The 18937-nt window shown below is 55.4% G+C and carries 16 protein-coding genes; 3 read left to right on the forward strand and 13 right to left on the reverse strand.

Annotated elements, in window-relative coordinates; translation table 11 throughout:
* The first annotated feature begins 252 nt into the window (after positions 1 to 252).
* The gene (gene wrbA, locus GOB82_RS09750; protein ID WP_166122641.1) at positions 253 to 849 is read left to right on the forward strand and encodes an NAD(P)H:quinone oxidoreductase; all 597 of its coding nucleotides are present in this window, start codon (positions 253 to 255) and stop codon (positions 847 to 849) included.
* Positions 850 to 920: 71 nt separating this feature from the next.
* On the opposite strand, the gene GOB82_RS09755 is transcribed toward wrbA, so the two are convergent.
* Both GOB82_RS09755 and GOB82_RS09760 read right to left on the reverse strand, forming a co-directional pair.
* Entirely contained in the window at positions 921 to 2585 is a 1665-nt protein-coding gene (locus GOB82_RS09755; RefSeq protein ID WP_166122571.1) for an ABC transporter permease, read from the reverse strand.
* Positions 2586 to 2938: 353 nt separating this feature from the next.
* Positions 2939 to 3865 carry a LysR family transcriptional regulator gene (locus GOB82_RS09760; RefSeq protein ID WP_166122573.1) on the reverse strand — a complete coding sequence of 309 codons (927 nt, stop codon included), beginning with the start codon at positions 3863 to 3865 and terminating at the stop codon, positions 2939 to 2941.
* A gap of 171 nt (positions 3866 to 4036) precedes the next feature.
* Here GOB82_RS09760 and GOB82_RS09765 point away from each other — a divergent pair, with 171 nt between their 5' ends.
* Positions 4037 to 4744, forward strand: coding sequence for a pirin family protein (locus GOB82_RS09765; protein ID WP_166122575.1), 708 nt, complete (start codon positions 4037 to 4039; stop codon positions 4742 to 4744).
* Positions 4745 to 4861: 117 nt separating this feature from the next.
* On the opposite strand, the gene GOB82_RS09770 is transcribed toward GOB82_RS09765, so the two are convergent.
* From GOB82_RS09770 to GOB82_RS09805, 8 genes are all read right to left on the reverse strand, one after another.
* Positions 4862 to 5557: a VIT1/CCC1 transporter family protein gene (locus GOB82_RS09770; RefSeq protein ID WP_166122577.1), complete on the reverse strand. Its 696-nt coding sequence runs from the start codon at positions 5555 to 5557 to the stop codon at positions 4862 to 4864.
* Between the two features lie 209 nt (positions 5558 to 5766).
* Positions 5767 to 6252 carry an HPP family protein gene (locus tag GOB82_RS09775; protein ID WP_062274735.1) on the reverse strand — a complete coding sequence of 162 codons (486 nt, stop codon included), beginning with the start codon at positions 6250 to 6252 and terminating at the stop codon, positions 5767 to 5769.
* A gap of 57 nt (positions 6253 to 6309) precedes the next feature.
* On the reverse strand, positions 6310 to 7158 hold the full coding sequence (locus tag GOB82_RS09780) for a peptidylprolyl isomerase (protein ID WP_166122579.1): 849 nt from the start codon (positions 7156 to 7158) through the stop codon (positions 6310 to 6312).
* 9 nt (positions 7159 to 7167) lie between these two features.
* The gene (gene narI / locus GOB82_RS09785) at positions 7168 to 7872 is read right to left on the reverse strand and encodes a respiratory nitrate reductase subunit gamma (RefSeq protein WP_166122581.1); all 705 of its coding nucleotides are present in this window, start codon (positions 7870 to 7872) and stop codon (positions 7168 to 7170) included.
* Positions 7869 to 8600, reverse strand: coding sequence for a nitrate reductase molybdenum cofactor assembly chaperone (gene narJ / locus GOB82_RS09790; protein WP_166122583.1), 732 nt, complete (start codon positions 8598 to 8600; stop codon positions 7869 to 7871). The genes narI and narJ overlap by 4 nt, the downstream gene beginning before the upstream one ends.
* Before the next feature lies 1 nt (position 8601).
* Positions 8602 to 10134, reverse strand: a complete 1533-nt coding sequence (narH, locus tag GOB82_RS09795; RefSeq protein WP_166122585.1) for a nitrate reductase subunit beta — start codon at positions 10132 to 10134, stop codon at positions 8602 to 8604.
* A 43-nt stretch (positions 10135 to 10177) separates the two neighbouring features.
* Complete coding sequence (locus GOB82_RS09800; protein WP_166122587.1) at positions 10178 to 13891, reverse strand: nitrate reductase subunit alpha; 3714 nt, start codon at positions 13889 to 13891, stop codon at positions 10178 to 10180.
* Positions 13892 to 14113: 222 nt separating this feature from the next.
* On the reverse strand, positions 14114 to 14713 hold the full coding sequence (locus GOB82_RS09805; RefSeq protein WP_166122589.1) for a DUF488 domain-containing protein: 600 nt from the start codon (positions 14711 to 14713) through the stop codon (positions 14114 to 14116).
* Here GOB82_RS09805 and GOB82_RS09810 point away from each other — a divergent pair.
* Positions 14712 to 14930 carry a hypervirulence associated TUDOR domain-containing protein gene (locus GOB82_RS09810; protein ID WP_166122591.1) on the forward strand — a complete coding sequence of 73 codons (219 nt, stop codon included), beginning with the start codon at positions 14712 to 14714 and terminating at the stop codon, positions 14928 to 14930. The genes GOB82_RS09805 and GOB82_RS09810 overlap by 2 nt on opposite strands.
* A gap of 6 nt (positions 14931 to 14936) precedes the next feature.
* Here the strand turns inward: GOB82_RS09810 and GOB82_RS09815 are convergent, their stop codons facing one another.
* Genes GOB82_RS09815 through kdpC form a run of 3 tightly spaced genes read right to left on the reverse strand, consistent with a single transcriptional unit; the run spans position 14937 to position 18927 of the window.
* Complete coding sequence (locus GOB82_RS09815; RefSeq protein ID WP_166122593.1) at positions 14937 to 15620, reverse strand: response regulator; 684 nt, start codon at positions 15618 to 15620, stop codon at positions 14937 to 14939.
* The gene (locus GOB82_RS09820; RefSeq protein ID WP_166122595.1) at positions 15617 to 18304 is read right to left on the reverse strand and encodes a sensor histidine kinase; all 2688 of its coding nucleotides are present in this window, start codon (positions 18302 to 18304) and stop codon (positions 15617 to 15619) included. The genes GOB82_RS09815 and GOB82_RS09820 overlap by 4 nt, the downstream gene beginning before the upstream one ends.
* Entirely contained in the window at positions 18304 to 18927 is a 624-nt protein-coding gene (kdpC, locus tag GOB82_RS09825; RefSeq protein ID WP_166122597.1) for a potassium-transporting ATPase subunit KdpC, read from the reverse strand. The genes GOB82_RS09820 and kdpC overlap by 1 nt, the downstream gene beginning before the upstream one ends.
* Between the last annotated feature and the right edge of the window lie 10 nt (positions 18928 to 18937).

The following is an 18937-nucleotide window of genomic DNA, read 5'->3' on the forward strand; positions in this document are numbered from 1 at the left end:
TGATCTGCTCAAAACGCAGATCAAAAGCTCTCCAGAAAACCGTCAATCAAATCGCCAAAACCCAGAAATTACTGGCCAAGCACATCAATCAACGGTTCTTCGATCCCTCCAAGTCCTGATAGTCCGCCATGCCTAAATCGGAAACAGAGCATTTCCGATTTAGAGCTGGCCCCTTCATACACAGGACGTATCGTCATGACGTTTCTGGAAAGCGTGCGGAAACTGTTTGCAACACCAACGGAAAACACGAAAATGCCAAAAGTTCTCGTTCTCTATTATTCTTCTTACGGCCATATCGAAACCATGGCGCACGCTATTGCGGAAGGTGTGCGTGAAGCAGGCCTTGAAGCCGATGTGAAGCGCGTGCCGGAACTGGTGCCGGAAGACGTCGCCAAGGCCCATCTTTTCAAGACAGAGCAGAGTGCTCCTGTCGCCACCACCGATGAGCTGGAAAACTATGACGCCATCATTCTGGGTGCCCCCACGCGCTTCGGCCGCCTTCCGGCGCAGATGGCAAATTTCTGGGATCAAACCGGTGGGCTGTGGCTCAAGGGCGCGCTGATCGGCAAGGTCGGGGCTGTGTTCACCTCTACAGCCACCCAGCATGGCGGGCAGGAAACCACCCTCTATTCCCTGATGACGAACCTGCTGCACCACGGCATGGTCATCAGCGGTCTGCCTTACAGCTTTCAGGGGCAGCTCAAGCTTGATGACGTCACTGGTGGTTCGCCTTACGGCGCTACAACAATCGCCGCCGGTGACGACTCACGCCAGCCCAGCGCCAATGAACTGGATGGCGCCAGGTTCCTTGGCCAGCATGTGGCGGGCATGACCAAAAAACTCGCCTGATGGTTTCACCTCTCCCGGAGCCATACTCCGGGAGAGCGCGATAACGCCGAAAACACGCCCAGACACAGTGCTTATTTATCCGTATAGCCAAACCCCTTGGCTTTCCAATCAGGATAATATTTATACAGTTCTCCATTAAGACACGCGATTTCATCCGCGGAAAACGGTTCTGTTTTTTTATAGATGTAAGCGTAGATACCGGGCTTCAATTCATAACTGCGGCCAACTTTTTTGTAATTCTTCCCAACACCCTCCCCATTGAGAATTTCATACGCCGTAACAGTGATCACCCGCTGGTCTGAAAGTGCCAGATGGGTCTGCACGGGGCTTACAACCACCACATATCGAGCATTCAAGAGCGTTGATTTAAAATGATCCCGCAAGTCCACATGCGCGACATCTTCGGTCACCAGACGATAATTACTGATATTCTCCACAATGCTTTCGTTCAGGACGAAGCTTGAACTCAGGATGGCAACCGAGCCTTGAGGCTTGTAGACATGCTCCAGATCATCCACCAACTGTTGATAAATCTGAAAATTTTCTGTCGTTATCGGCGCAAGACGGAGGGGGAGCATCTCCCGAAGAAACGGGATCTGGTACGGACGGTCACAAAAAAGTGCCACAAGAAGGACAGCCGGCAAAATAATACAGGAAATCACCTGAAAAACGCTGCCCCACCTGAAAGAATGAAACAGGCGCGTGGCACCGTATGCCGTGAGCATCAGCATCCAGAAGGAAAATGGAATGATATGCTGGATACCGGGAGACTGGGTTCTAAGAAACAGAAAAGCGGAAAAAATCAGATTGAAGAGACAAAAGGCCAGAGAGAGCGCAAGCCGCTTATCTTTCTCCCTGATTAAAAACAGCACACCAAGAGCCAGAAAAGGCACAAGATAAAGCCCGAAAGCACCAAAAATGGCATTGATGGAAACCATCATCGGCTTCTGATACGCGGAATACGCGACTGAATAATCCGTTCTCAGAATTTTCAGCAGAAGACCAAACTGGAAAACGAGAACAAAAATAATAGAAGACACACCAGAGATCAAAAAACTCTTTGTCGTATTCAATAATCTTTCATAACAAATTTTTGAATTGAAATAAAAATAATTGAAAACAGGAAGAGAAACATAAAGCGCTACAACTGTATACGCATACCAGCGCCGAAAAAGGAACGCTCCCCATAATACTGCGCCCAACTGAATGGATTTTTTGAAACTGATGCTTTCTGAATAGTCATTCACCATAGCAAGCAGAATGGCGCATTCAATAAATATCATCCCTCCAACATCAGGAAAGCCGCGCAGAAGCGGGCCTATGAGAGCCATGTTTGTAAGGACCAGCATGGAAGGAAGCAGGAGGTCTTTCCAGTGTGAAACGCGTGTAATTTTTGAGAATATGGCGACAAACAACGCTGCGAACGGCATGAAATAGAACAAGAGAATAGTCTGTATATAACTCTGCCGATGGTTCTGTGTGAGTTCTATAGAAAATGACAAGATGATAGAAGGCAAATAATTATAATCAGATTTCCAGACAGAGGAAAATATTTTACCAATCGCCTTGAAGAGATGACCATGATAAAGAGCGTTTAATTTTGTCGCACGATTGAAATATGTCAAATAATCCCAATAATAGACATTGTTTTCCAGTGAAACATAAAATGCCGAAATTGCGGATAACGTGATAAATCCAAAAAACATCAAAACTGAAATATTTTTTGTATGCTGCATGATCAGTGGACGCCTTAAAACCTTATCAAAATGCCCCCTGAAAACTCTCAAGACCCGAATGCATTCAAGGGCGCGCCATATCGGCGGAATGACCTTGACTCTGCAAGAGGGTCAAATGCTTTTCTTGAAAGTGAGACAGGCTTCAGGTGCAGGATCATGATCCTGCACCGCCACCTGAAGGCGCAGCCAACTTCGCCGCAAGTGATTCTTAAAGTATGAACCGCTCAAATTATGAAACAAACCCCTGCCGGGTTTGCTCTCAATACAGACATCCCTCTTTTTTTACATTTTTATGACAGCATAAACACGCAGGCTTGATCACGGCGTTCAGGCTGGCTTTGCACGCCGCGCCATCACGCGCTCTGGCTTTTTCTTTCCCAGGGAGGATGCACAAACGACTCAGTCAGATAATCAATCAGAACATTCACCCGGGTTGGCCGCAGGGTATTGGGCGGTGTTACGAGATAAAGGGCGATAGACGCAGCCTCCCATTCCGGGAGAATCTGTTCCAGCCGCCCGGACTGAAGCCCTTCCCACACAAGAAAATCCGGGAAAAGACCAAAACCCAGCCCTGCTTCCAGAGAGGGCACAAAAGCTTCAGCATTATCCGCCTTGAAACGCGGCACCTGCGCCAGAACGAACTCCTTCTGGGTCTTTTTCTGCTTCAACCGGATCATTCCCGGTGCTGATGTATTTGTATAAACAAAGCTTTTTAAATGTTCGATTTCTTTGGGGTGCGATGGGCGACCTATGCGCTCAAGGTATCCCGCCCCCGCCACAAGCAGAAGGCGAACATCACAGAGCTTTCGGGCACGCAGGGAGGAATCCGCCAGAGAGGCAATACGCAGGGCAAGATCGTAGCCATCGGCCACAAGATCGACCGTGGCGTCACTAAAATCGACCGTGATATCGATATCAGGATATTTCTTGAAAAAGGCCGGAAGCACGGGAGAGAGGTGCCTGATCCCGAATGTCATGGGAGCAGCAATCCTGATACGTCCTGAAGGATGCTGCATTCCGCCAAGAGCTTCAGCCTGAGCCGCTTCTGCCTCGGCAAGAATGCGCACCGCATGCCCAAGAAGGCTGCGCCCTGTGTCTGTAAGTGACATATGGCGGGAATTCCGATTGAACAGCGCAACGCCCAATGACTGCTCAAGCCGGCTGACCGCTTTGGAAACTGTCGGCTTTGAGAGCTGTATCTCTTCTGCTGCGCGGGCAAAGGAGCCAAGTTCCGCAACTTTTGCGAAAATCGCCCATGCCTCAAAATCCGGTAGCCGCATCCTCTTTCCCCTCGTGCCGATGGCACCGCTGTTTTTATCTCCCTGACATTATCCAATGATCAAACAAATGGAAACGATGGCTTTCCATTATTGCCGTATACTGCACGCAATGAGGCCGCTTATGATCAGAACCAGAAAGAGTATCCGACACCTGCTCTCAGGAGAGAAAAAATGATTGAAATCCGCCCCTTCAAAAGCCTCGGTCATGCCAATCATGGCTGGCTGGACGCAAAACACCATTTTTCATTTGCAAACTACTTTGATCCCAACCGGATGAACTGGGGTGCCCTCCGCGTCTGGAATGATGACACGATCGCACCGGGCACGGGCTTTGGAACTCACCCGCATGAGAATATGGAGATCATCACCTATGTGCGGGAAGGAGCCATCACGCATCAGGACAGCCTTGGCAATAAAGGGCGTACTGTTGCGGGGGATGTTCAGGTAATGTCCGCGGGCACCGGTATCCGCCATAGTGAGTATAATCTGGAGGATGTCACAACCCGGATCTTCCAGATCTGGATCATGCCGAACCGCTCCGGCCATGCGCCTTCATGGGGAACACAGACTTTCCCGAAAGATGAGCGTGCGGGCAGGTTTGTCACACTCGCTTCGGGATACGAGACGGACGGAGAGGCTCTCCCCATTCATGCGGATGCACGCGTTCTGGGGGCCACGTTGCGCAAGGATGAAAAAGCGACCTACCACCTCGGGGCTACGCGACTGGGGTACCTGGTGGTTGCAAAAGGCTCGGTTGAGATTGATGGAAAAGTCATTCACGAACGGGATGGCGCAGCAATCTCTGAGAGTGATGACCTCACGATAACCGCCCTTGAAGACAGTGAACTCATTCTTGTTGACACCACCTTCGCAGACTAACCGCACGGTACAGTTCTGGCGGCCCATGGCTGCCGCCAGAACTGGCTTTTCGGGGGCTGGAACGCCTGCCCAGACAGACAGATTTGGCGACTGCCGAGAACTCAGGCCTGTGGGGCTTCAGACCCCGAACAGACGGCCAATCCCACTTGTGACAATCATGGCGACAATCCCCCAGAACGTGACCCGCACCGCCGGACGAAACGGGGCCGCCCCACCGGCAAGCGCGCCAACAAAACCCAGAATGGCGAGCACGAGAATGGATGTCAGAGAGACGCTCCACGAAACCCAGCTCTGAGGGGAAAAGACTGCGGCCAGAACCGGCAGCACCGCACCGGATGAAAATGCCATGGCTGAGGCAAACGCCGCCTGTATGGGCCGCGCCGCCGTGAGATCAGACAACCCCAGCTCTTCTCTGGCATGCGCGCCCAGAGCATCATGATCCATCAGGGCCACGGCAACTTTCCGGGAGAGGTCCGCATCCAGCCCCCTTTTCTGATAGATGCCGGCCAGTTCCGTCACTTCTCCCTCCCAGTCCGTTGCGAGTTCCCGCTTTTCCCGCTCAAGATCAGCTTTTTCTGAATCCGCCTGAGAACTGACAGAAACATACTCCCCCGCCGCCATGGAGAGCGCACCGGCCACCATCGCGGAAAGGCCTGCAATGAGAATGCTGCCACGCGCCGCATGCGAACTGGCGACCCCGACGATAAGGCTCCCGGTTGAGAGCGTTCCGTCATTCGCGCCGAGAACAGCAGCACGCAGCCACCCCAGTTTTTCAATAGTGTGACGTTCGGCCTGAGGATGAAGGCGGGACATGAGGCACCCTGTGCGTTTTGATAAGACCGTCACAGGATTAAAAGGAAGAGATAGAGGCCGCAACAGGTAAAATTCTTTAATAGTGCGAACTATTTTCAATAATATTTATTTCTGGGGCATCCTCTGCTCTGTTCAGCTTCCTGTCAGATAACCATGATAGCGTGAGAAGTTTTCCAGCTCCCACCTGAAAGACCAAAGCAGCCTTGTGATCATTGCCGCTTTGACAGAGGAATTTGAAAAATTTCCGAAATAGCTGTGCAAATCACGATCCCGGCGCAAATAATAGCCAGCGTCCGGGCATCTGCGTGAAATCCACCCAGACTGAGCAGCAGGGTAGTTGCCGCAGCGGGAGCATGGTTTGCTTTCAACACGCCCTGCCCTAACACCGTGAGTGCAATAGCCGAGACACTCGCAGCCATGCGGTTCCATGTGATGTGGTCAATACTCATCCCGGAAGGCAGATCAAACGCACCAAAAAGCCACAGGGAAAAAACCGCAGCCAGAATCCCTATTGCGTGCCCCATAAGGGTATTCCAGATTCTGGCAGCTTCCTGCTGGGGGGTGACAATATGAATGAAAATGGTCGGACCAAGGCTTGGAAAGAGCAATGGGAGATGTGTCACATACGCCAGCACACCCATTGCGGCCGCTGTGACAAAAGCTGCAAGCGTTTTATAAAATAGATCCAGTGACATCAGATACCCTCGGCATACATGGAAAACCACCTGAAAGACGTTTGATTTCCAACGTCCTTATTTTTTCCCTGTGCAGGACTTTCCATCCGGCCAGCTCTGGCTGTCCGCCTGCGCCGTTGTCCCTCCGAAAAGGTCAAACCCCTTGATGCGGGCCTGAGCACCAAGCATGGTGATATAATTCTGCACCCCCTGCTTCCAGCTTGTATCTTCCAAAAACACGCGGATACGGTGCTTCTCTTCCTCGCCCAGCCCGGACGCGTCCTGCCCGGCAAAGCGCCTGAGAAGCTGCACAACATGCACACCATAGCGGGTTTCCACGGGATGAGCGCAAAAAGCACCCTCTTCCGTTTCCGCCAGAGCAGACCTGAACTCTGGCAGAAGATCCTGCTCGGCAACAATGCCCAGATCCCCACCTCGGCTGGCAGACGGGCACTCTGAATAACGGGCGGCAAACGGTTCAAAATCCTGAGGATGATCCCTGAGGTACTCCAGAAACTCTCCGGCTCTTTTCTGCGCACTCTCCAGTGAGCCCGGCAGGGATTTGTCAGCATACACCAGAATATGGCGGACATGCGCAGCACGCTCCGTGCGGGCATGCTCCGCATTGGCCGCACACCAGCGTTCAAGCTCGGCATCCGTAGGTGTTGGCACCCGTACTTCCTGCTCCAGAAGAGCCTGAATCAACGCTTCCTCATCAGCAATATCCTCAAAGCCCGGTGCCTTGAGTTTCTTGCGGGCTTCGCCAAGCAGCAGCGCACGCACAACCAGAGCGCGTGCGGCCTCCTGCCACTGAACCTGCGGTGAGGCCGCCCTGTGATGCTGCATCTCCTCCTGCACATCAGCCGGGGAGATAACGCTCTCATTAACCAGAATAGTGTGTTCAGCAGGTGCTGTTAAAAGAGTCATGGTGAGGCTTCAGGTTTCTTCGTTGGCGACATGTCTGTTCCTGCGGACAATCTGCCACCCCGGCCGGAAAATATACCAGATGGGAGCAGAGATAACATGAACCAGTCGTGTAAAGGGGGTGAGGAGGAACAGAGTCATGCCTGTTATCAGGTGCAGCTTGTAAATCAACGGAATGTTGACCAGTAGCGCAGGCAGATCCGGCTGGAACGTGATCACACCCCGGCACCATGCTCCCAATGTCTCCATGATTGTGCCATCTGAATGCATCAGGGAGTGTGGCAGCCCGAAAATACCAAGCCATAGCTGCATGTAAACAAACAGAAGAATGAAGAGATCTGTCGGCCTCCCCGTTGCCCTGACCCGGGTGTTGAAGAGACGCCGATAGAGAAGCCCCCCGCCGCCGGCAGCAGCGCAGGCAGCAAACACACTCCCCGCCCCGACAGCCAGAAGCTGGTGCGCATGCGCACTCAGGCCCAGAAACTCCGTGATCTGCGATGGCGCCAGCAAACCTGCAGCATGCCCCATAAGCAACCCCAGAACGCCGATATGAAAAAGGTTACTGGCCCACGTCAACGTGCGTTTTTCAAGAAACTCACTTGATTCCGCACGCCATGAAAACTGGCTTCTGTCAAAACGCGCCCAGCACCCGATCGCAAAAACAACCAGACACAGGTACGGATAAATCTGGAAAAAGAAATATTCAACCCAGTTCATGGCTCACCTCCTGTCATCTCGTTTGCAGGGGTTGCGTGACCCGCTGACTGATCCGCAGACCGCCTCCCTGACCCGCACCCGGTCTGGCAGCCTGCCTGCCCGGAGGCATGGTCAAACGTCACCGGTTTTTCCTCATAGCGGGCATCCAGCAGGGACGGATCATCCATCACGGCGGTGTCTCTTAGATGCGCCTCCACAATCTCCTCATCCGGTACCCGGCCGGACACGGCGCGCAATGCCGTGAAAACAGAAGCATAGGCAGACGTCCTGCTCCGCAAGCGCTCTTCCAGAACGGAGAGAATATCAACAACCTCCGTCAACAAAGCCTGCGTCTTCTCCGCCGGGCAGAGAGATGCATATTCCAGATAGGCCGGAAGAAAATCAGGCAACTCATTGCCCTGCATATCCAGCCCCGCGCCGCGATACTCCTCCAGCAGGTCCACCATGGCCTGCCCGCGCAGGCGAGAGTCCCCATGCACATGCTGGAACAGATACAGGGACAGCGAGGGCGACATATCAAAAAGCTGCACATACTGGCTCTGGGCATCCAGCAAGGGGCACTGCGTAATGCTCTGGCACAATGAGCACAGGACGTCTTTCACGGCATCATCCAGCCCGGACTGCATGACAGCCGCCTCAAGAGCCTTGCCTTCCTGCATCAGGACATCATCCGGATACCGGAGCAGAATGGCGCTGATCTGACATAAAAATGAGAGGGACTGCGGCATGTTACTCTCCCTTCCCTCCATGACGACGCACTTCAGGCTTGTGAGACTGTTGCCCCCACAGGCTGAAACGGCTTTTTCCCGCCGTGGTTGTCTGGTTGAAATGGAACCCCGCAATGCCGCGCTGATGGTAGGGGTCTTCCGCCTCTTCCTTATGCGCCGTGGGCACAACAAAACGATCTTCATAATTGGCAATGGCCAGAAGACGATACATGTCCTGAATCTGCCGCTCTGAAAGCCCCGTTGTTTCAAGCAGGGACGCATCGCGCACATTTTCAATCTGGAAACGCCGCATATAAGCGCGCAGCGCCAGCAGCCGATTCAGCGCGGCCTTGACCGGTGCCTCATCTCCCGCCGTGAGCATATTGGCCAGATACTGCACCGGAATGCGCAGGCTGCTGATATCCGGAATGCCGTTCAGCGTTTCCAGGCTCCCTGCCGAGGCCGCCTCCTGAATGGGGGAAAGTGGCGGGATATACCAGACCATAGGCAGGGTCCGATATTCAGGATGCAGGGGGAACGCAATTTTCCATTCACGGATCATCCGATACACGGGCGAACGCTGGGCCGCTTCAATCCACGCCTCCGGCACGCCATCCCGCCGCGCCTGCGCGATAACCTCCGGGTCATGCGGATCAAGGAAAAGCGCCAGCTGCTCCTCATACGCATCTTCCGGATTTTTCGCTGCCGCGGCAGCTTCAATCCTGTCAGCATCATACAGCATGACGCCAAGATAGCGGATGCGCCCCACACAGGTTTCCGAGCAGACTGTTGGCTGGCCACTTTCAATGCGCGGATAACAGAAAATGCATTTTTCTGATTTCCCCGTATGCCAGTTATAATAGATTTTCTTGTACGGGCACCCGCTGACGCACATCCGCCAGCCACGGCATTTTTCCTGATCTACCAGCACAATGCCATCTTCCTCGCGCTTGTAGATCGCACCGGAGGGGCAGGCTGCAACGCAGGTCGGGTTCAGGCAGTGCTCACACAGACGGGGCAGAAACATCAGGAAGCTGTTTTCAAACTGCCCGTATATCTCTTTTTCAATATTGCGAAAATTATAGTCTCTGGACCGCTTCTCGAACTCGGACCCCAGAGATTCCTCCCAGTTTGGCCCTTTCTCGATACGCTCCATCACCTGCCCGGTAATGCGGGAATAGGGCCTGACAGACGCCACGGTCTGCTCGCTCCGGCTGTCCTGAAGTGTGGCGTAATCAAAATCAAACGGCTCATAATAATCATCAAGCTGCGGAAGATTGGGGTTTGCAAAAATCTTGGAAAGAATACGCCACTTTCCGCCAATTTTCGGGCGCAGGGACTCCCCCTTCCCCAGTTGCCAGCCCCCGTGCCACAGCTCCTGATTTTCCCATTGCTGCGGGAAGCCTACACCCGGCTTGCTTTCAACATTGTTGAACCATGCATATTCAACACCATCCCGATTGGTCCATACCTGTTTGCATGTCACGCTGCATGTATGGCAGCCAATGCATTTATCAAGATTAAGAACCTTGCCTATTTGTGCACGTATTTTCACGGTCAGTTACCTATCAGCCACACAGGGAGGAGAATGCACGAATTCATACCGACGTCTCCTGCCCTTTATCCGTGCCATCAAACCAGTTCACCTTGTTCATTTTACGCAGGAAAATGAACTCATCACGGTTGGAGCCTACCGGGCCATAATAATTGAATGACCAGGAAAGATGCGCATAGCCGCCAACCATATGCGTCGGCTTCATGACCACCCGCGTTACGGAGTTATGGATCCCCGCTCTTTTCCCCGTAATTTCGCTACCCGGAACATTGGCTGTCCGCTCCGCCGCGTGATACATGAAGGCCGCGCCTGCCGGAATGCGCTGGCTGACAACCGCGCGCGCCACCAATGTGCCGTTGCGATTAAAGGCTTCCACCCAGTCATTATCCGCAACATGCAGTCTGGCGGCATCTTCCTCACTGATCCAGACAACAGGCCCGCCGCGCCCGAGTGTCAGCATAATCAGGTTTTCAGCATAGGTACTGTGAATTCCCCATTTCTGATGCGGTGTCAGAAAGTTCAGGGAAATAACCGGATTACCATTGCAGTGCTCAGCCCCGAGTGCATCCGGAGTTGAATAGGTTTCAACCGGCGGCTTGTAGGTTGCAAATGTCTCACCAAAATCCCGCAACCACGGATGATCCTGATAAAACTGAAGGCGGCCTGTCAATGTCCGCCACGGCACATATTCATGCACATTCAGCCAGTTTGCCGTATAGGCTTCCTGCGTGGAGGAAACACCACTCCACACGGGCGAATTAATAACCTGACGCGGCTGCGTGATAATATCGGCAAACGTAATGCGGTCCCCCTCCCGGCCACCAAGCCGGTGGGACAGGTCTCGCCCGGTTTTTTCAGAAAGCGCTTTCCAGCTTCTGGCGGAAACATCTCCGTTTGTTTCCGGTGCCAGCATCAGGACAGTTTCAACCGCATCAGTATCCTGAAAGAGCGATGAACGTTCAGGATATTTTCCGGAAACAGACGGATGTGTCTGCTTGAGTTCCGTGATTTCCGCCACTGTATCCCAATTCAGACCATGGTCCGCATTCCCCTTGTTCTCAAGGACCGGACCAAGCGTGATATAGCGGTCATAAACCTCGTCATACCGGCGGGACACCAGTGTGATCTGTGGCATGGTTTTACCCGGCTCGGGGGCAAAGGACTTATCCGTCTGCCAATCGGTCCCGCCATAGGGCTGCGCGAGTTCTGCCGGTGTGTCCTTCTGCAGGGGAGAGAAGACCACATCCGTTTCCTCCCCCAGAGTGCCGGGAGCCAGCCGCTGGAAAGCCTCTGCCAGCCCCCGGAAGATGCTCCAGTCTGTCCGGGCTTCCCATGCCGGGTTCACCGCTGCCTGTAACGGGTGGATAAACGTATGCATATCAGACGTATTGAGGTCTGACTTTTCATACCATGTTGCTGTCGGCAGCACGACATCACTGAACATGGCCGTGGTGCTCATCCGGAAGTCAATCGTGATGAGAAGATCGAGTTTCCCTTCCGGTGCCTGCTCATGCCATTTTGCAAAAGCGGGCCGCTGTTCACTCTCTTCATTCATCACATTGTTGGGCGCACCCAGCAGGTGTTTCATGAAATATTCATGCCCCTTCCCACTGGCTCCCAGCAGGTTGGAGCGCCAGACAAACATGTTGCGGGGCCAGTTTTCCGGCGCATCCGGGTCTTCACACGCCAGTTTCACCTTGCCGGAAAAAAGGGCCTCTTTCACATATGCCACCGGGTCCTGACCACTCGCTCTGGCAGCCTTCCCCACATCAAGGGGGTTGGTGGTGAGCTGAGGCGCGCTGGGCAGCCAGCCCATACGCTCCGCCTGAATGTTACAGTCCAAAACCGTGCGGGGCCACGCAACCGAGGATGCCAGCGGAGAAAGCTGCGCCTGCGGGGTCATCTGCTCATAGCGCCACTGGTCTGTGTGCGCATAAAAGAAGCTGGTGCCGTTCATGCGCCGGGGCGGGCCGCCCCAATCCCCCGCGAAGGCCACAGGCCCCCACCCGGCGGAAGGCCGCAGCTTTTCCTGCCCCACATAATGCGCCCAGCCCCCGCCATTCTGGCCGATACAGCCGCACAGGATGAGCATGTTCAGAATGGCGCGGTAGGTCATGTCCATATTGTACCAATGGTTCAGCCCCGCCCCCAGAATAACCATGGAGCGCCCCTGCGTTGCCTCCGCATTGCGGGCAAAGCCACGCGCAACAGCAATGCACCTGTCACGCGGAACACCCGTGATATGCTCCTGCCATGCAGGTGTGCCCGGCACATTGGCATTATAATCCGGCCATTCTTCCGGGTTGGCCGACAAGCCATAATGCGCCACCATGAGGTCAAACACCGTTGCGCACCGTACGGTTTCTCCCGTCCTGAGCGTAACGCTCCGCACTGGCACCGTGCTGGCTTTTACGGGAGCGGCCTCATTCAGACCAAAGCGGCCTTCATTCCCGAAATACGGGAACAGGACAGTCGCCTGCTCCGTGTTTCCGGCCAGAGAGAGGGCCGGTGTCAAGGGTTCACCAGTGACCGCGTCAAACGGCTCAAGGTTCCAGCGGCCGCCTTTCTCCCACCGGAAACCGGCAGACCCACGGGGCATGGCCGGGCAGTTCTGCCCCGCATCCCACACAAGGGGCTTCCAGTCTGCCTCAGTGGTCTGATACCGCGCCTCCGCCAGATCCGAGGCCCGCAGAAGTCTGCCGGGCTTGCTCGCGCCATCCTGCGCGGGCTCCAGCATGACCAGAAAAGGTAAATCCGTATAGCGCGCCGCGTACTCCTGAAAATAGGGAACCTGCCGCTCCAGATAAAACTCACGCAGGATGACATGCGCCATGCCCAGCGCCAGCGCGGAATCCGTCCCTTGCCTGGGGTGAAGCCAGAGATCGGCAAATTTGGCCACTTCTACATAATCCGGTGCAATAACAACGCTTTTTGCCCCCCTATACCGCGCTTCCGTGTAAAAATGGGCATCTGGGGTACGGGTCATGGAGACATTTGAACCCCAGACCAGAAGATAGCCCGAATTATACCAGTCCAGACTTTCCGGCACATCTGTCTGATCGCCAAACGTCTGAGGCGACGCAGGTGGTAGATCACAATACCAGTCATAAAAGGACAGGCATGTCCCGCCCAGCAGGCTGAGATAGCGTGTGCCCGCAGCATAGCTCAGCATGGACATGGCGGGAATGGGAGAGAACCCGACCACGCGGTCCGGCCCCCATTTCCTGATTGTGTGAATATTGGCCGCGGCAATCAGTTCATTCGCCTCATCCCATGAGACACGCACAAACCCCCCAAGGCCGCGCTGCTTCTGGTAACCACGCCGTGTTTCCGGGTCATCCTGAATAGCCTTCCATGCGGAAACAGCATCCAGTGTCCTGCGCTTTTCCCGCCAGAGCGCCACGAGCTGCTTGCGCACCAACGGATAGCGTATGCGGTTACTGCTGTAGAGATACCACGAATAGCTCGCGCCACGCGGGCAGCCGCGCGGTTCGTGATTGGGCATGTCGGGGCGGGTGCGCGGATAGTCCGTCTGCTGCGTTTCCCATGTTACCAGCCCGCTTTTGACATATATTTTCCAGCTACAGCTCCCCGTGCAGTTTACACCATGGGTGGAGCGGACAATTTTCTCGCTTTCCCACCGCGAGCGATATGCGTCCTCCCACGCACGGCTTTCATCTGTATTGACGCCGTGACCGTCTGCAAACTTGCCTTGATATTTTTTAAAGAACAGAAGGCGGTCGATAAGCTGGCTCATGACTGGCAAGAATCCCGAGAAACTGGAAACGAACAACTAAGGTGCATTTAATATGCATATTTTCCGGGAACCGCCATGCGCTACATCAAAACGTCATCACAATTTTCAACACTTAAAAATAGATTTAATAAAGCACAGGAATATATATTTTGAGATTTGTTTTGAGTTTAAAACAATAATGCCCCCGCGAATACTCTCATCCTCTCCTTTTACAGAAAATAATCACGCTTCCTTTTCGGGAGACGCGGGATAAACAATCCCTCCCCCATCCACCAGAAGAGCAGATGGTGTCAGGAGAGCTGGCTGCGCTTCTGTCAGGGAAAGAATATGAAAGACCGGCACGTCATTAGCCAGAAGGTAATCCGTGACAATCCGCCTGTGGCAACGCCACCAGAGAACTTCCGCACACATGAGCGCTACTGTCTCGGTCCGGCCCTTTTCCATAAGCTGCACCAGCCCCGTGTGAAACTCGGCCCCCAAGGCATAATCCGCATAGTTATGAAAACTCTGGACACGCCAGAATGCATTCCTGTGCGGATCAACAGTCTTTGATCTGGGCCGCCTTCCGCCCAATGCCGGAAAATGCTCGTATCCTATCCCCTGCTCACCCAGTGTCGTGACAAGGTGACTTCCATCATAATCACGATTGCGCCGTGAATAAGGAAAGGCCCTGATATCAGCAATAAACGTAACACCGTAATGCTGGAGCAATGCTATGAATACATCCAGCGGATGCGTTGAATGGCCTATTGTGTAAAACGGATGCAAAAATCCATTCGGCGCACTCTTTGCGCTCTCCTCAAAGAAGGTGCTTTCTTTCATGACATCACACCCTTTCCATATTGGCGAAATTGTCTCATGGAACTCTGAAGCCGGGTATGTAACCGGTCAGATCCGTGCGCTTCATACAAGCCCGTTCCTTGTAAACGGCTACCAGCACCATGCAACGCCTGAAAACCCGCAATATGAAATTGAAAGCCTGAAAACCGGACACATCGCCTATCACAAAGGCGAGGCCCTGAGCCGGGTGGACGACTAGCAGGGTTCAGAGCTGAACCAGCCGGTATCCCACTCCGGTTTCAGTCAGGATATGGCGCGGCCGCTCCGGGTCAATTTCTATTTTCTGGCGTATCTGCCGGATATAGACCCGGAGCTGCTGGACATCTCCGGTAGCACCCCACAACTGGCCCATGATTGTCTGATGCGTAAGAACCCGCCCGGCATAGCGGACAAGCATGCGCAGGATATCCCACTCGCGCGGTGAAAGGCGGATTTCGGTACCATCCCGAAAAATCTGCCGCCGCACGAGGTCCACACTCAGATCACCCGATACAAAAAGCGGGATGGTCCCTTCCTGCTGCAAGGCATGCCGCAGCGCATTGCGCAGCCGCGCCACCAGTTCGGCCATGCTGAACGGCTTGGTGACGTAATCATCCGCGCCGGCCTCCAGCGCCGCGACTTTCCCACGTTCATCATCACGCACCGAGAGGATGACAACCGGAAGCGTCGGGCTCACCTCCCGTATACGGCGCAGCACATCCACCCCGTCCCGGTCCGGCAGCCCCAGATCAAGCAGAACAATGTCCGGGGGGGACTCCATGACCATGCGCAGGGCCATCTCCCCTGTTCCGGCTTCGGTAATCCGCCAGTTCTGGCTGGCAAGCGTTGTCCTGATAAGGCGCCGGATGGCGGGTTCATCATCAACAATCAGAACCGCAGGATCACTCATACCGTCTCTCTCATGCCCAGGGGGAACATCATGACAAATTCGGCGCCCGGACGGTCCTGCCGGTTCCTCGCCGTAATTGTTCCCCCCATTGCTTCAACGAAACCGCGTGTGATGGCAAGCCCCAGCCCGGTGCCCGCGCGTGAGCGATCAGCCGATGTAAAGCGCGTGAACTTGGCGAATACCTGTTCCGGGTCTCCCCCCGAAAAGCCTTCTCCCTCATCCAGAACACGCACCACAAGATGCTCAGCCGTGGCGGAAGCCACAACGGTTACATTCGTATGCGGTGGCGTATATTTGCCTGCGTTATCCAGAATATTGAACAGCGCCTGCTCCAGCAGCACATCATCCAGCCGCAACATGGGCAGATCAGGCTCAACCACCATGTCGATCTGATGCGCCACCAGCAGGCGCGCCGCGCGGCTCAGGGCGCTTGCAATAATCTCAACAACATCCACAGGCTCCTTGCGCGGGTGCAGCGCGCCGGCTTCCAGCCGGGTCATATCCAGCAGGTTCGCCACAAAACGGTTCAGGCGCTCAGCTTCATCACGAATGGTGGCCAGAAGCTCCTTGCGCGCAGCTTCGTCCAGTGTATCCCCATAGCTGTCCAGACTGGATGCCGCCCCGAGGATGGACGCCAGTGGCGTGCGCAGATCATGAGAGATGGACGTAAGCAACGCGCCGCGCAGCTTGTCTGTCTCCGCATCCAGACGCGCCTGATCCAGTTCACTGGCCAGCAGAATACTCTCAAGGGCCGAGGCGGTCTGATCAGCCAGTGCATCCAGCAGGCGCTGCTGTTCCGCATCGAGAATGGCCCCGTCCCTTTCCGTATCAAGGCCAATCACCGCAACCGGCCCACGCCCGGTGCGCAGGGGGGTAAACAGCCAGCGCACCCCCGGAAGGTTATCCGACCCGCGCCCGGCAACCCTGTTGTGCTTCCACGCCCAGGCTGCCGCCGCCAGATCCTCCGCCCCGATCAGCTTGCCCGCATTATAGGATGCCTTGACTGTCAGCTTCCCATGCTCGGGCAGCAGCATCACCACATCGCATTCGAGCATGGTCGCAATCTGGTGGCTGACAGACCAGAGCAGGTCATCCAGCCTGATAATGCCGGTGATCGTGCGGCTGAAATGGTAGAGAGACTGCGTGATATCAGCACGGTGCCGCGCCACAACCGCCTGATTGCGCACGCGGGCGCCAAGATTGCTCGCAATCAGCGCGGTGGCCAGAAAGAAAAACAGCGCCACGACATTATCGGGAGCCGCGATTGTCAGGGTGTAAAGGGGAGGAAGAAAAAAGAAATTGAAGCACAGCATCCCCAGCAGTGAGGCCCAGAGAGACGGCCAGAGCCCATAGGCCACCGCCACCCCCAGAATGGCTGTCAGAAACGCCAGCGAGACATTGCTGACCTCTAGCCCGCGGCGCAGCAGAAGAGCCACGCCAAGTGCGCCCATCACAATCAGGGAACTCGCCACATAGGGGCCGACGCGCACAGGCCCGGCATCCCGTGGTCTTTCTGCCGCCACATCCTCTGTTGAAGAGCGCGGCACGACATGCACCGGAAAACCCTGAGAACACTGGATCAGGCGCTCGGTGGTCGCGCGGCCCAGCCACTGCCGCACACGCCCGCTCCAGCCCCGCCCGGCGGGATGGGCAGCAACAATCTGCGTCACATTCTGCGCCCGTGCATACGCCACGGCATCAAGCGCCACATCCTGCCCGGGGATGGTTACCGTCTCAGCCCCGAGGGACTGTGCGAGGTGCATCTGCGAGGCCATCCGCGCACGCGCCGTATCCGTCAGGTCACGGCTTGTTTCCACATGCAGGACAATCCACGGCGCATGAAGCCGGTCGGCCAGACGCTTGCCGTAACGCAGCAGGCTGGCATCACCATCCTGCAGGGTCAGGCACACCATAATGCGCTCACCCGCCGCCCATGGCCCGGCAATCGCATTGGCCTTCATATGGTCCACAAGCTGCGCATCCACCTGCTGCGCCGTCTGGCGCAGGGCAAGTTCACGCAGGGCCGTGAGATTGCCGGGGGAGAAATAATGCAGCATCGCACGGCCAGCCGTGTGCTCGGCATAGATCTTGCCATCTCGCATGCGTTGCAGCAGGTCGTTTGGCGTCAGATCAATCAGTTCGACTTCATCCGCCCGCTCGATCACGCGGTCAGGCACCGTCTCCCGCACACGGATCCGCGTAATGGACGCAATGATGTCGTTCAGGCTTTCGAGGTGCTGGATATTGACGGTCGTAAGCACATCAATACAGGCCGCCAGCAGTTCCTCGACATCCATCCAGCGTTTGGGGTGGCGCGAACCCGGCGCGTTGGTATGGGCAAGCTCGTCCACCACAACAATCCCGGGGGCGCGCGCCAGAATGGCATCAAGGTCCATCTCATAGACGGTCTGCCCGCGATACCGGATGGCGCGCCGGGGCTGCACCTCCAGCCCCTCAACAAGCGCTGCCGTCTCGCTCCGCCCATGGGTTTCCACAATGCCGACAAGGACATCCGCCCCATCCCGCTGCAACTGGTGCGCGGTTGTCAGCATCTGGAACGTCTTCCCGACCCCCGGAGCCGCGCCAAGGAAGATTTTCAGGCGGCCGCGTGCACGATTTTCCCCCTCGGTAGAGGTTTGCCGCAGCAGGGCGTCCGGGTCGGGGCGGTCAAGACGTGTATCCATCAGTTATGCAGGGTATCCAGAGCGATATTGAGTGCAAGCACATTGACATGAGGCACGCCAAGCCACCCCATCAGGGGCCGTTCCGTCATATCGTCAACAAGATTCTTGAGGGAATCTTCAGAAAGGTTGCGCATGCGGGCAATACGCTTGACCTGAAACATCGCCGCCTGTGGCGAAATATCCGGGTCCAGCCCACTGCCGGATGTCGTGACAAGATCCATCGGAATACTCAGGCCAGCGGCAACAGCTTCAGGATTTTCCGCCTTGAGCTGGGCCACGGCTGCTGTCACGCGGTCCACCAGCGCTTTGGACGTTGGCCCGGCGTTTGTGGCGACAGAGGCCGCCGCATTATACGGCAGCGGCCCTGTTTTTGAAGGATCTGCCGGATCCGGCCCTGTGGTGGCGGACGGACGACCATGAAAATATCTGGGCTGGGTGAAGTTCTGCCCGATCAGGGCAGACCCCACCGCCTGCCCATCCACACGGACCAGGCTCCCCTGCGCCTGCTCGGGCATAACAAGCTTTGAAAGCCCGGTCATGCCCAGCGGATAGGCAAGCCCGGTAATGACGGACAGAGAGAGGAAGATCGTCACTGCAGGACGGATCTGACGAAAAAGTGCCATGGTAGTCTCC

Origin of the sequence: Acetobacter farinalis (assembly GCF_011516935.1) — a bacterium.
Classification (GTDB): domain Bacteria; phylum Pseudomonadota; class Alphaproteobacteria; order Acetobacterales; family Acetobacteraceae; genus Acetobacter; species Acetobacter farinalis.